Origin of the sequence: uncultured Stenotrophomonas sp. (genome assembly GCF_913778665.1) — a bacterium.
In the GTDB taxonomy this organism is placed as follows: Bacteria; Pseudomonadota; Gammaproteobacteria; order Xanthomonadales; family Xanthomonadaceae; genus Stenotrophomonas.
The window spans coordinates 65,127-78,469 of sequence record NZ_CAJYVQ010000006.1 but is presented as its reverse complement, the minus strand read 5'-3'; the positions used below and the strand labels follow the sequence as shown (position 1 = coordinate 78,469).

Sequence of the window (13,343 nt, the reverse complement as noted above, 5' to 3'; positions counted from 1 at the left end):
GCCGGGCGCTCGCACCTTCAAGCGAGGAATAACGCTCTTGTCCGATAACACTTCCGAAACCGGCAGCGCCGATGCGCCCGCCGAGAAGCGCGTGCGCAAGCCCCGCGTAAGCAAGGCCGCCGCCCCGGCAGCCGCCGAAACCAGCGCCGCCCCGGCGCAGCCGACCCTGCCGCTGAGCGCCGCGCCCGAAGCGCCGGCACCCGCGGCGGCACCTGCCGCGGCCGCCCCCGCACCGAGCGCGCCCGCCGCTGAAGCCCCCGCCTCCGGTGGCGGTGACGCCGGCGAAGGCCGCGAATCCGGCCAGCCGCGCCAGCAGAACCACCAGGGCGGTGGCCATAACCAGGGCCAAGGCCAGGGCCAGGGCCAGAACCAGAACAACAACCCCTACAACCACAATGGCCAGCAGGGCCAGGGCAATCGCCGCGACCGCTTCCGCAACCGTCGCGACCGTGACCGTGGCGGCCGTGGCCGTGATGACGGCATGCCTCAGGATGGTGGCGAGCAGCAGCCCTTCGTGCCGCGCCCGCACGCCAATGTGCCGGAAGGCTTCCCGGTCTACTCGCTGAGCGACCTCAAGCGCATGCCGGCGCAGAAGCTGCTGGAAATCGCCGAGCAGCTGCAGATCTCCGAAGGCGTCGCCCGCGCCCGCAAGCAGGACGTGATCTTCGCCCTGCTGAAGGTGCTGACCCGCCACGGTGACGGCGTCGCCGCCGACGGCGTGCTGGAAATCCTGCCGGACGGCTTCGGCTTCCTGCGCGCGGCCGAAGCCAGCTACCTGGCCGGCCCGGACGACACCTACATCTCGCCCAGCCAGATCCGCCGCTTCAACCTGCGTACCGGCGACCACATCTCCGGCCGCATCCGCTTCCCGAAGGACGGCGAGCGCTACTTCGCGCTGAACATCGTCGACACCATCAACGGTGAACCGATCGAAGCGTCGAAGAACAAGGTGCTGTTCGAGAATCTGACGGCGCTGTTCCCGCGCCGCCGCTTCACCCTGGAGCGTGGCAACGGTTCGTCGGAAGACATCACCGGCCGCATCCTCGACCTGATGGCACCGCAGGGCAAGGGCCAGCGCTCGCTGATCGTCTCCCAGCCGAAGGCCGGCAAGACGATGATGATGCAGCAGGTCGCCACGGCCATCACCACCAACCATCCGGACGTGCACCTGATCGTGCTGCTGATCGACGAGCGCCCGGAAGAAGTGACCGAAATGCAGCGCACCGTGCGCGGCGAGGTCATCAGCTCGACCTTCGACGAGCCGGCCGCGCGCCACGTGCAGGTGGCCGAAATGGTCATCGAACGCGCCAAGCGCCTGGTCGAGCACAAGAAGGACGTGGTGATCCTGCTCGACTCGATCACCCGCCTGGCCCGCGCCTACAACAACGTGGTGCCGAGCTCGGGCAAGGTGCTGACCGGTGGTGTGGACGCCAATGCCCTGCACCGCCCGAAGCGCTTCTTCGGTGCCGCGCGCAACGTGGAAGAAGGCGGCAGCCTGACCATCATCGCCACCGCGCTGGTCGATACCGGCTCGAAGATGGACGAGGTGATCTACGAAGAGTTCAAGGGCACCGGCAACAGCGAAGTGCACCTGAGTCGCCGCATCGCTGAAAAGCGCGTGTTCCCGGCCATCGACATCAACCGTTCGGGCACCCGCCGCGAAGACCTGCTGATCGAGCCGGAGCTGCTGCAGAAGATCTGGATCCTGCGCAAGCTGCTGCATCCGATGGATGAAATGGCCGCGATGGAATTCCTGCTGGACAAGATGAAGAACACCAAGTCCAACGACGAGTTCTTCGGTTCCATGAAGCGATAGAAAAAGCCCCGCGCTGCGGGGCTCTTTTTTGCCTGGGGAGCGGCGCATCCACGCATGGCGTGGATGCTGCCCGCAAACGCCGGGCATGGCCCGGCGCCATTTTCGGCTTACGGGCAGGCCACCGCGCCCTCGGCGTTGGCCGTGTTGGCGGTCAGCTTGACCTGGGTGAAGGCCGCGGCGAACGGCGTGTCCGCGCTCACCACGAACGGTGCTTCCACCGCGCCCAGATCCACCCTCTGCCTGGCGAAGCAGGCCAACGGCACGGTCACCGTCCGTTTCTGGCCGGGAGAGAGCTTGCCCAGCAACGGAGCAATGTCCACCCCGCCCTCGCAGCCAGTACCGCACTGCATGGTCACCTTCACCGCCGACGCCGGGCGCTTCACCAGCTGCACATCGAACTGCAACGCGCCGTTGCTGCGTGCCAGTGCGCCGAGATTGCGGCGCGAGGTGCTGCGCGCGATCAGCTGCGCGGGTGCCGACCAGGTCACTTCCCTGGCGTCCTGTTGGGTGTTCACCTGCACGGTGCGCACCTGTACCACCGGCGCGGCGGCAGGCCAGCGCAGCGTGGCGTTCAGATCATTGCCGAGCGGCTGGGTGGCGCCCCTCGCCGCCACGTGCAGCGCGAACGGCGGCGTGTCGGCCCGGTTGAAGATCGGCAGCACGGTCACTTCGCCGCAGCTGTCCTGGGTGGCCTCGTCGAGCCGGGCGACCTTGCTGCCCTTGGCATAGCTGAGGCCATAGCCGAGCGCGAACAGCGCAGGCTTCTTCGCATCGGGACGATCGATCGGCGCCGGGCACGGCGCGCCCGGCCATGGGAAGCTCAGGCGGCCACGGAAGTCATGCGCGGGCTTGCCATCGCTGCCCGCCACCAGCACATCGGTCACGCCCTTGCCTTCGGTCCCGGGCAGCCACGCTGCAACGAAAGCGCTGGACAGGTTGAGCAGGTCGTTGGTGTACATCGGCCGGCCGGACAGGTAGACCGTCACCACCGGCTTGCCGGTGGCTGCGGCGGTCTCCAGCACCGCCAGATCCTGCGGGTGGGCGCGGCTGTGGCTGACGGTGTCCGAAGGCAGGATGTCACCGTTGGTTTCGGCGTAGGGCGTTTCACCGATCACCGCCAGCACCACGTCAAAGGCCTTCGGATCGATGCCCTGGCCATCGGCGCTGACGCCGACCTTGTCGGCACCGAGTTCGGCGCGCAGCGCGCCGAGCACCGAATCGGCGTTGGGGAAGTCGGCGTTCCTGTTCTCGGTACCCTGCCAGGTCAACGACCAGCCACCGGACTGGTCGCCGATGCTGTCGGCGGCTTTGCCGACCACCAGCACGCGCGCATCACGGCGCAGCGGCAGCGCCTGGCCTTCGTTCTTCAGCAGCACCAGCGATTCGCGCACCGCACGACGGGCCAGGTCGCGGTGCTGCACGGCGCGGGCATCGCCGGCATAACGGCTGTCCGACGGCTTGTGCTCGAACAGGCCGGCGCGCAGCTTCACCCGCAGGATGCGCGCCACCGCATCGTCGATGCGCGCCATCGGGATCTCGCCCTTCTGCACCTGCGCAGTGGTGTTGGCAATGAACGCCTTCCAGTCATCAGGCACCATCACCATGTCGATGCCGGCGTTGATCGCCTGCGCGCAGCTGTCGTTGCGGCAGCCGGGCACCTGGGCGATGCCGTTCCAGTCGGAGACAACGAAGCCATCGAAGCCCATCTTCTGCTTCAGCACGTCGGTCAGCAGTGCCTTGCTGCCGTGCATCTTGCCGTAGTCGACGCCAGCGGCCACGTCATTCCAGCTGTTGAACGAGGCCATCACCGTCTGCGCACCTTCGGCCAGTGCGCCGTAATAGCCCTGCGCGTGGACGTTGATCATGGTCGCCTTGTCGACCAGCGCCTCGCCCTGGTCACGGCCGTTGTCGGTGGCGCCGTCACCGAGGTAGTGCTTGGCGGTGGTGACCACGTTGCCGTCATCCTTGAACGCGCCCTGGGCGCCTTTGACATAGGCCTGGGCAAAGCGGCGGATGACCTGCGGATCGGACGAATAGCTTTCATAGGTGCGGCCCCAGCGCGGATCGTGGGCCACCGCCAGGGTCGGCGCGAACACCCAGCCGATGCCGGTGGCACGCACCGAGCGCGCGGTCGCTTCACCGATCCGCTCGATCAGTTCCGGGTCGCCCGCGGCTCCCAGGCCGATGTTGTGCGGGAACAGGGTGGCGCCGAGTACGTTGTTGTGGCCATGCACTGCATCGGTGCCCCAGATCACCGGCACCGGCGTCTGCGCATCGGTCGCCAGCGAGGCCTCATGGTAGGCATCGGCCAGATCCAGCCACGCCTGCACGCTGGCGTGCTTGTCCATGCCCGGCCACGATCCGCCGCCGTTGAGCACCGAACCGATGTAGTACTGCCGCACCTGTTCCGGGGTGATTGTCTTGATCTCGGCCTGGGTCATCTGCCCGATCTTCTGCGCCAGCGTCATCTGCGCAAGGATCGTCTGCACGCGGCGTTCGATGGCCGAGTCGGTGGCGATCGCGCTGTGGACGCGCGGCCAGTCCTGCAGGCGTTCGCCGGCGGCCGGAACGGCACCGACCGGCGAGGAAAGGGCGGCCAGCAGGCAGCTGGCAAGAAAGGTGTGGCTGGGGCGGATCACTGGGTTCTACCTCCGTGAATGAAGTTGCTGGCGTGCGCGGCGGCGCCGGCACATCGGCGCGGGCGCTGTGGCACTCTTCCTGACAGCGCTGTCATATAAGCCGGCCCTGGCGCTGTCAATCGGTGTGCATGCAGGGCGAGGTACGGGGCGTGCAACTGCGGGCTCCCGCGTACCGGAGGCGCGCTACAGTGGAGCCCGGGTGCTGCATCGCGACAAGGAATCGGAGCGTGCCAGCGCCCCTTGCGTCGTGGCACCATCCGCCTGCTTCGGCAACATCGACCGGGCGACCACGCACTACCATCGCGGCGTGCACGCAGCCTTCCAGGAGGATCCATCGCACCATGCGCAGTCGAATCGAGGATGTCGCCGCCGTTGCCGGGGTTTCGATCAAGACCGTGTCCCGCGTGCTCAACCATGAGCCCAACGTGCGCGAACAGACCCGCGAACGGGTGCTCGCGGCCGTGGCACGGCTGGGCTACAAGCCCAACCCTTCGGCGCGCAGCCTCGCCGGCCAGCGCTCTTACGCGTTGGCGCTGGTCTACAACAATCCATCGCGCAACTACCTGATGGAGATCCTGAGCGGCATGCTGGACGCCTGCCATGCGCAGCACTACAACCTGATCCTGGGCCCGGTCGGGACCGGCCGCCGCACCCTGCCCGACCTGGCCGCGCTGTTCGAGAACTCGCGTCCGGACGGGGTGGTGCTGATCCCGCCGCTGACCGACGACGAGGTGGTGCTGTCCTACCTGGAAGAGCACGACATTCCGTTCTCCTGCATCGCGCCGCGGCACCCGGACGGGCGTATCGGCGTGCGCATGGACGAAACCACGGCGGTGGTCGAGCTGGTCGGCCGGCTGGTCGCGCAGGGTCACCGGCGCATCGGCCACATCAAGGGCCCACGCACGCACGGTGCCTGCCAGTGGCGCCACGCCGGCTATCGCCAGGCCCTGCGCGCGGCCGGCATCGCCTACGATCCGGCGCTGGTGGTCGGCGGCCAGTTCTCGTTCGAATCGGGCGTGGACGCGGCCAATGCCCTGCTCGATCTGCGTGACCCGCCGACGGCGATCTTCGCCGCCAACGATGACATGGCCGCCGCGGTATATCGGGTCGCCGGTGGACGTGGATTGCGCATTCCACGCGACCTGTCGGTGTGTGGTTTCGACGATACCCCGATCGCCAGCCACATCTACCCGGCACTGACCACCGTGCGGCAGCCGACCTCGCACATGGGACGGCTGGCCACGGAACAGCTGATCGAGCACATCCGTGCCGATCTGGCCGGACGCATGATCACCGTCGAGCACACGGTGCTGGAGCGCGAGTCCACCGCGCCGCCACGCAAGCGCTGAACCACGCCGCAGTCCACTCATGGCGCCAGCACCCGCGAACCCTTCCAGGCGTAGAAGGCGATGTACACATAGCACAGCACCGGCAGCAGGAAGGACAGCTGCAGGCCGTGGTTGTCGGCCAGCCAGCCCATCGCCAACGGGATGACCGCGCCTCCGACGATGGCCATCACCAGCAGGCTGGAGGCCTGCCCGGTGAGTGCTCCTAGGCGGGCGATGGCCAGCGCGAAGAGGGTCGGGAACATGATGGAGTTGAACAGGCCGATGCTGACCACCGCCCACGTGGCGACGCTGCCGTGGGTGCTGACGGTGATGCCGAGCAGAACGACCACGGCCAGCGCGAAACCGCCCAGCAGATGGCGCGCATCCAGTCGCGCCAGCAGCGCCGCCCCCAACAGCCGACCGACCAGCGCGCCGCCCCAGTACAGCGATACGTAAGCGGTGGCTTCCTGTTCGGTCATGCCGTGGCCGATACCCGGCGAGGACAGGAAGTTGACCAGCACGCTGCCGATGGACACCTCCGCGCCGACGTAGAAGAAGATCGCCAGCACGCCCAGCCGCACATGGCGGTGGCGCAGTGCATCCCACACGCGCCCCCGTGCGCTGGCGCGGCCTTCCACACCGGCAATGGCGGGCAGGCGGAACATCCAGATTGCCGCGGCCAGCAGGAACAGCATTACGGCCAGGCCGAAATACGGCAACTGCACCGACTGCGCCTCCGCGGCCCGATACGCCAGCGCTTCGGCGGGCGGCAGCAACGCCAGCTGCGCTTCGCTGCGTGGCTGTGCCGACAGGATCAGCAGGCCGCCGAACAACGGCGCCAGCGTCGTGCCCAGTGAGTTCATCGACTGCGCCAGGGTCAGCCGGCTGGAACTGGTGCGCTCATCGCCCAGCAGCGCGACATACGGATTGGCCGCGACCTGCAGCACAGTGATGCCGGTGGCCAATACGAACAGCGCCGCCAGGAACAGGCCATACACATGTGCGGCCGCAGGCGGCCAGAACAGCAGCGCGCCCACACCGGCGATGGCCAGGCCGGCGACGATGCCGCGCTTGTAGCCGACCGCGGCCACCAAGCGACCGGCAGGCAGCGACATCAGGAAGTAGGCGCCGAAGAACGTGAACTGGATCAGCATCGCCTGCACCCAGGTCAGGGCGAAGGCGGCCTTCAGGTGGGGAATGAGAATGTCGTTGAGGCAGGTGAGAAACCCCCACATGAAGAAGATCGCGGTGACCACCATCAGGGCGCGGGGGGAGCCTGCACGTGCTGTCCACGAACGGTCGTTGCCATGTCCAAATTCTGTCCTCAAGGTCAGTGATTGAAGTCATCGGGCGGTCATGCCCGAGACGCGACGCGTCATCCAGTTTGTCCAGCGCTGTCAGCGCGAGAGCTTCCCTTGCCGATCCCCCGCGCGCCCCTCTCCGCGCAGTTTTGTTTTGCAGCGCACAACACGTTTGCGCACTCGGATTGGCAGCGCTGTCATTGCTGATAAAACGCTGCAGATACTGCAGTACAAGCCAATTCGCCGATGCGCGCGGCGTTCTGGCAACGGTTACAGCTCCCGCTCGGCGACCATTCGTGCGGCGCTCTTGATGGCAGTTTGTTGACAACGCTGTCAACCGTGGCTCCAATCCGGCCACACGCACCAACTCTTGATTGAGACGACGCAGGATCGCCACCACTGAATTCCCTGGGGAGGGAGCTTCCATGAAGACGTACACGGCCGTACCTCGCAAGACGATGCTCACTTCCGCGCTGCTCGCGGCCCTGGCTGCGCCCGCCTGGGCGCAGGATGCACCCGCTGCGGGCCGCGATCCGGCCGACCCGGCCACGCTCGATACGGTGCAGGTCACCGGTATCCGCGGCAGTCTCACCTCTTCGATGAACCTCAAGCGCGACAGCCAGGGCGTGGTCGATGGCATCGTCGCCGAGGACATCGGCAAGTTCCCGGATACCAACCTGGCCGAATCGCTGCAGCGCATCAGCGGCGTATCGATCGACCGCACCTCCAGCGGCGAAGGCTCCAAGGTGACCGTGCGCGGCATCGGCCCGGACTACAACCTGGTGCTGTTGAACGGCCGGCAGATGCCCGCGTCCAACCTCGGCATCGGCGGTGCCGGCCTGTCCAGTTCGCGCTCGTTCGACTTCGCCAACCTGGCCTCCGAATCGGTGTCGGCGGTGGAGGTCTACAAGACCGGCCGCGCCGACAATCCGGCCGGCGGCATCGGTGCCACGATCAACATCAAGACGCTGCGTCCGCTGGAAGCCGAGCCGGTGATCAGCCTGGGCATGAAGGCGGTCAACGATTCGTCCAACGACAATCTGCCGGTCACACTGCAGGGCTCCAGCGTGACCGGTGAACTGTCCGGCATCTTCAGCCAGCGCTACGCCGACGACCGCTTCGGCGTGGCACTCAGTGCCAGCCACCAGGAACGCGATTCGGGCTTCAACCAGGCCACCGTGGCCGAGGGCTGGGCCACCTTCCGCGGCAACGACGCCAGCGATGGCCGCGCCCTGCCGCTGCCGGGCCAGGGCTATTCGGACCGCATCACCAACCGCCCCGGCCCGAACGATGTGTACGGCCGTCCGCAGAACACCGCGTACAACGTCAACGCGGTGCAGCGCCAGCGCACCAACGGCCAGGCCACCTTCCAGTGGAAACCGGCGGACAACGTGACCACCACGCTGGACTACACCTACGTCGAGAACAAGGTGCAGCAGCAGCGCAGCGAGCTGTCGGTGTGGTTCAACTACGGGCCCGGCGACAGCACCTGGACCAACGGCCCGGTGTCGGCACCGATCATCTACAGCGAGGACATGACCGGGTCGGACGTGTCGATGGGCGGCATGAAACTGGCCACCAGCAACACCATGCACTCGCTGGGCTTCAACGTCGACTGGGAAGTCAACGACGCGCTGGACCTGTCCTTCGACGCGCACAACTCCACCGCCGAATCGCAGCCGGACGGTCCGTACGGCTCGGCTGGCGTGCTCGGCGTGGCGGCGTTCGTGCGTGGCAAGACCACCGTGGATTACAGCGGCGACCTGCCGATCATCCACATGGAACTGCCGCCAGGTGGCGTGCAGCCGTCGCAGGCGCTGGTCACCGGTTCGGTGTTCCAGAACAGCTACAACAAGTCCAAGGTGGCGCAGTACCAGGGGCGCGGCACCTTCCGCTTCGCCGACTACTCCGCGCTGGATTTCGGCGCCGGCTTCGCCAAGGTGGAAAACCGCTCGGCCTCGGCCATCATGCAGCGCAACTCGTGGGGTGGCCTGGGTGATGCCAGCGACTACGATGACAGCATCTGGTACGCCGACGACATGAGCCGCTACTTCAAGTCGTTCTCCGGGCACAACGATCCGCGCATGACCGGTCGTTTCCTGGTGTTTGATTTCGACCGACTGCGCGAACGCGCGGCGCAGGTCGGCACCCAGGCCGATCCGCCCTGCCCGAGCTGCTATGTGGCGCCGACCGAATACTCCGAGGACATCCGCACCACCGAGAAGTCCAAGAGTGCCTACATGCAGTACCGCACCAGCTTCGACGGGTCGATGCCGCTGCACGTGGCGGCCGGCGTGCGCTACGAACAGACCGAAGTGGAATCACTGGCGCTGGTCCGCGTTCCGAACGGCATCAGCTGGGGCTCGGCCAACGAGTTCAACATCACTTACGCCCCCAGCGGAACGTTCGTCGGTGGCAAAGGCAAGTACGACTACGTGCTGCCGAACCTGGACCTGAAGCTGGACATCAGCGATGCGCTGGCGCTGCGCGGCAGCTACAGCCGCAGCATCGGCCGCCCGGGCTGGACGCAGATCCAGAGCGGTTCGCGCGTGGATGACATCGTGCGTACCCAGGGCGGCACCGGCTCGCGCGGCAATCCCGCACTGGAACCGCTGGTGTCGGACAACTTCGACCTGTCGCTGGAGTGGTACTACGGCGAATCCAGCTACGCCTCGGTCGGCTTCTTCCGCAAGAACATCAAGAACTTCATCAGCAACACCATCGTGCGCGAGAACACCGGCAATCTGCACACGCCGGTGGGTGGTGCCTACTGGAACGAAGCGCTGGCCTCGGGTTGCGGTGCGACCGACATGCCGTGCATCCGCGACTACATCTTCACCAACCACGCCGGTGCACCGGGCGTGAACTACACCGGCCGCAACTCAGCCGGGCAGATGACCGGCACCATTACCGGCCAGCCCGGCGATCCGGTAGCCGGCTTCGATACCACCGTACCGGCCAACCAGCACTCCGACCACCTGCAGGGCTGGGAAGTGGCGGTGCAGCACCTGTTCGGCCAATCCGGCTTCGGCGTGGCCGCCAACTACACCAAGGTGAAGTCCGGCCTGACCTTCGACAATCTCAGCCTGGGTGACCAGTACCCGATGATCGGCCTGAGCGACTCGGCCAACGTCGTGGCGTTCTACGAGAAGTACAAGTGGCAGATCCGTGCGGCCTACAACTGGCGCGACAAGTTCCTCAACGGCATCGGCGGCCAGGGCCCGAACCCGAACTACACCGCTGCCTACGGCCAGGTCGATCTCAACATCAGTTATGCGGTCAGCGACCAGCTGACGCTGAGCCTGGAAGCGATCAACCTGACCGACGAAACCATGCGCACCTACGCACGCCACACCAACATGCTGCGCTATGCGACCCAGACCGGGCCGCGTTACATGTTCGGGGTGCGCTACAAGTTCTGACCGGCTGCGGTACTGTGGAGCCGAGCGCCGACTCGGCTGCACAGGGCCGGCTCGTGCACCTCCGTAGCGCCGGGCCCCGGCCCGGCGCCACGCCGCCCCGGACAACCGCGCATGCTGCCCCTGCCCTGCCCCATCGAAGAGATCCACGGCCTGCAACCGGCAGACCTGGCCGCGCAGCTGCCCGGCTGGACCACACCCAAGGTGATCCGCGGGCTGGTCTCGCACTGGCCTGTGGTTTCCGCCGCACGGGTATCGCCTGCCGCGGTGGCCGCCCATCTGGCGGGCTTCGACCCCGGCCAGATGCCGGTTACCGCCACCACGGCGGCGCCCGAGACCGGCGGCCGGCTGTTCTACAACGCGGACATGAGCGGCTTCAATTTCCGCCGCGAGCAGGTGCCCTTGAAAGTGGTGCTGGCCACGTTGCTGAAGTACGCCGCCCATCCGTCGCCGCCATCGATCTACGTGGCCTCGACCACCCTGGACAGCTTCCTGCCCGGCTTCAGCGCACACAACCCGCTGCCGCTGGGCGTCGCCGATCCCCTCACCAGCATCTGGATCGGCAACCGTTCGCGCATTGCCGCGCATCAGGACGTGCCCGACAACCTGGCCTGCGTGGCCGCCGGTCGGCGTCGGGTCACCCTGTTTGCGCCCGAGCAGGTGCGCAATCTGTACATCGGCCCGCTCGATTTCACCCCGGCCGGGCAGGCGATCAGCCTGGTTGACTTCCACGCGCCCGATTTCGAGCGGTTTCCACGCTTCCGCGAGGCGCTGGCGCAGGCCCAGGTGGCCGAGCTGGCCGCAGGCGACGCGGTCTACATCCCTTCGCTGTGGTGGCACCACATGGAAGGGTTGGACGCGTTCAACGTGCTGGTCAACAGCTGGTGGCGCCCGGTGCCGGCATGGATGGATTCGCCGATGAACGCGCTGATGCTCTCGATCCTCGCGCTGCGTGATCTGCCCGAAACACAGCGTGCGCACTGGCGCGCGATGCTCGATCACTATGTGTTCGACGCCGATCTGTCGACCAGCGCACATATTCCGCCCGAGGCGCGTGGCGTGCTGGCCCCGCTGCAGGCCGAGAGTGCCGAACAGATCCGCCAGACCCTGCAGCGCCGCCTGCAGCGCTGAGCCTCACAGCGGCGGCACGCTTCACCCGCAGCGGCCCGGTTTGTGGCGATAATGCAGCCCCGCACCCGGCGGCGCCCGCGCGCGCTGCGCGCCCTCCGCCCGACTCTGCTCCGCATGCGCCTGATTTCGCCCCGCCTCAACCTGGGCAAGCTGATCCTTGCCCTGGCCCTGCTCAGCGCCATCATCGCGCTGGCCAATACGCTGCTGGCCAGCTACCGGGTGCAGCGTGACCAGCTGGTCGGCAACACCCTGGAAGCCAACCGCGTCTATGCCACCAAACTGGCAGAGACCACCCAGAACTTCCTGCTGGGTGCGCAACAGGAGCTGGCCTACGCCGCCACCCGGCTGGGCCAGGGCAACCTCGATCCGGCGCAGGCCCAGGACGAGGCCAGTCGCCTGCAGCTGCAGACCAACAGCTTCAACTCCTCGCTGGTGGTGGACGCCGACGGCCTGGTGATCGCCACCTCGCCGCAGACCCTGCAGCTGCAGGGCGAGGTACTGCACAGCGTCGGCAACAACGCGGCGCTGGCCGCGCGCCAACCGATGATCAGCGACCCGTACCAGTCGGCCACCGGCAAGCTGCTGGTCTCGCTGTCGCATCCGATCTTCGACCGCGGCGGTCGCTATCGCGGCTACGTCAGCGGCACCCTGTACCTGCGCCAGCGCAGTGCGCTGCACACGCTGCTGGGCAAGCACTACTACCGCGACGGTTCCTACCTGTACGTGGTCGACCGCCATGGCCGCCTGCTGTACCACGCCGATGGCAAGCGGGTGGGCGACTACGTGGTCGGCAACCCGGCGGTGAAGGCCGTGGTGCGCGGCGAGCACGGCGCGCAGCAGGTGCGCAACAACCTCGGTGTGTCGATGCTGGCCGGCTATGCACCGGTGCCGGCCACTGGCTGGGGCATCATCGCCCAGCGCCCGACCGAGGCCACGCTGCAGCCGTTGTCGCGCCTGATGACCGCGGTGATCTGGAACGCGATCCCGCTGGGCGTGCTGTCGCTGCTGGTCACCTGGTGGTTTGCGCGCCGCATCTCGCTGCCGCTGTGGCAGCTGGCGCGTAATGTTCAGGGCGAAGACACCGGCAACGCGATCAGCCATGTCAGCGGCATCCGCGCCTGGTACTACGAGGTCGCGCAGCTGAAGCATGCCGTGCTCCACAGTTTCAACGCGCTGCAGGACCGCATCGGTACGCTCAACCGCGCCAGCCGCACCGACCCGCTGACCGGCCTGCTCAACCGCCGTGGCCTGCAGCAGGCGCTGGATGCGCTGCAGGTGCAGGGCATTCCGTTCGCGATCCTGGCATTGGACATCGACCGCTTCAAGTCGATCAATGACGGCCACGGCCATGACATCGGTGATGCCGCCATCGTCCATATCGCCGACCAGATGCGCCGCTACTCGCGCGACAGCGACATTCTCTGCCGTGCCGGTGGCGAGGAGTTCCTGCTGCTGTTGCCCGGCATCGGCACCGAATCGGCGCGCCAGGCCGCCGAACGCCTGCGCCAGCACATCGCCGACCATCCATTCGAGCCAGTCGGCGCCATCACTGTGTCGCTCGGCGTGGCCCACTTCCCCAGCTTCCATGTCGACGCCGAGCAGGCGCTGCGGCTGGCCGACAAGGCGCTGTACCTGGCCAAGGAGCAGGGCCGCAACCGGGTGGTGGTCTACCCCTACGCCGACTGACGCGGAGCCGGTTTGCCCGGCTC

At 67.2% G+C, this 13,343-nt stretch carries 7 protein-coding genes; 5 read left to right on the top strand and 2 right to left on the bottom strand.

Annotation, left to right across the window (positions count from 1 at the left end):
- The first annotated feature begins 37 nt into the window (after window positions 1-37).
- The gene (gene rho, locus QZ853_RS07620; protein WP_295571749.1) at window positions 38-1,816 is read left to right on the top strand and encodes a transcription termination factor Rho; all 1,779 of its coding nucleotides are present in this window, start codon (window positions 38-40) and stop codon (window positions 1,814-1,816) included.
- A 107-nt stretch (window positions 1,817-1,923) separates the two neighbouring features.
- Here the strand turns inward: rho and QZ853_RS07615 are convergent, their stop codons facing one another.
- The gene (locus QZ853_RS07615) at window positions 1,924-4,455 is read right to left on the bottom strand and encodes a glycoside hydrolase family 3 protein (protein ID WP_295571747.1); all 2,532 of its coding nucleotides are present in this window, start codon (window positions 4,453-4,455) and stop codon (window positions 1,924-1,926) included.
- Window positions 4,456-4,796: 341 nt separating this feature from the next.
- On the opposite strand from QZ853_RS07615, the gene QZ853_RS07610 reads away from it, so the two are divergent.
- Entirely contained in the window at window positions 4,797-5,804 is a 1,008-nt protein-coding gene (locus QZ853_RS07610) for a LacI family DNA-binding transcriptional regulator (protein WP_295571745.1), read from the top strand.
- A gap of 17 nt (window positions 5,805-5,821) precedes the next feature.
- Here QZ853_RS07610 and QZ853_RS07605 read toward each other — a convergent pair whose 3' ends face one another.
- Window positions 5,822-7,042: a sugar MFS transporter gene (locus tag QZ853_RS07605; RefSeq protein WP_295571744.1), complete on the bottom strand. Its 1,221-nt coding sequence runs from the start codon at window positions 7,040-7,042 to the stop codon at window positions 5,822-5,824.
- A gap of 467 nt (window positions 7,043-7,509) precedes the next feature.
- Here QZ853_RS07605 and QZ853_RS07600 point away from each other — a divergent pair, with 467 nt between their 5' ends.
- From QZ853_RS07600 to QZ853_RS07590, 3 genes are all read left to right on the top strand, one after another.
- Window positions 7,510-10,506, top strand: a complete 2,997-nt coding sequence (locus QZ853_RS07600; protein ID WP_295571742.1) for a TonB-dependent receptor — start codon at window positions 7,510-7,512, stop codon at window positions 10,504-10,506.
- A 111-nt stretch (window positions 10,507-10,617) separates the two neighbouring features.
- On the top strand, window positions 10,618-11,634 hold the full coding sequence (locus tag QZ853_RS07595; RefSeq protein WP_295571740.1) for a cupin-like domain-containing protein: 1,017 nt from the start codon (window positions 10,618-10,620) through the stop codon (window positions 11,632-11,634).
- A gap of 114 nt (window positions 11,635-11,748) precedes the next feature.
- Window positions 11,749-13,320, top strand: a complete 1,572-nt coding sequence (locus tag QZ853_RS07590; RefSeq protein ID WP_295571738.1) for a sensor domain-containing diguanylate cyclase — start codon at window positions 11,749-11,751, stop codon at window positions 13,318-13,320.
- The last annotated feature ends 23 nt before the right edge of the window (window positions 13,321-13,343 follow it).

Coding starts and splice junctions, on each gene's coding strand:
- QZ853_RS07600 (WP_295571742.1), top strand. CDS start 7,510: ATGAAGACGTACACGGCCGTACCTCGCAAGACGATGCTCACTTCCGCG.
- QZ853_RS07610 (WP_295571745.1), top strand. CDS start 4,797: ATGCGCAGTCGAATCGAGGATGTCGCCGCCGTTGCCGGGGTTTCGATC.
- QZ853_RS07605 (WP_295571744.1), bottom strand. CDS start 7,042: ATGGTGGTCACCGCGATCTTCTTCATGTGGGGGTTTCTCACCTGCCTC.
- QZ853_RS07595 (WP_295571740.1), top strand. CDS start 10,618: ATGCTGCCCCTGCCCTGCCCCATCGAAGAGATCCACGGCCTGCAACCG.
- QZ853_RS07590 (WP_295571738.1), top strand. CDS start 11,749: ATGCGCCTGATTTCGCCCCGCCTCAACCTGGGCAAGCTGATCCTTGCC.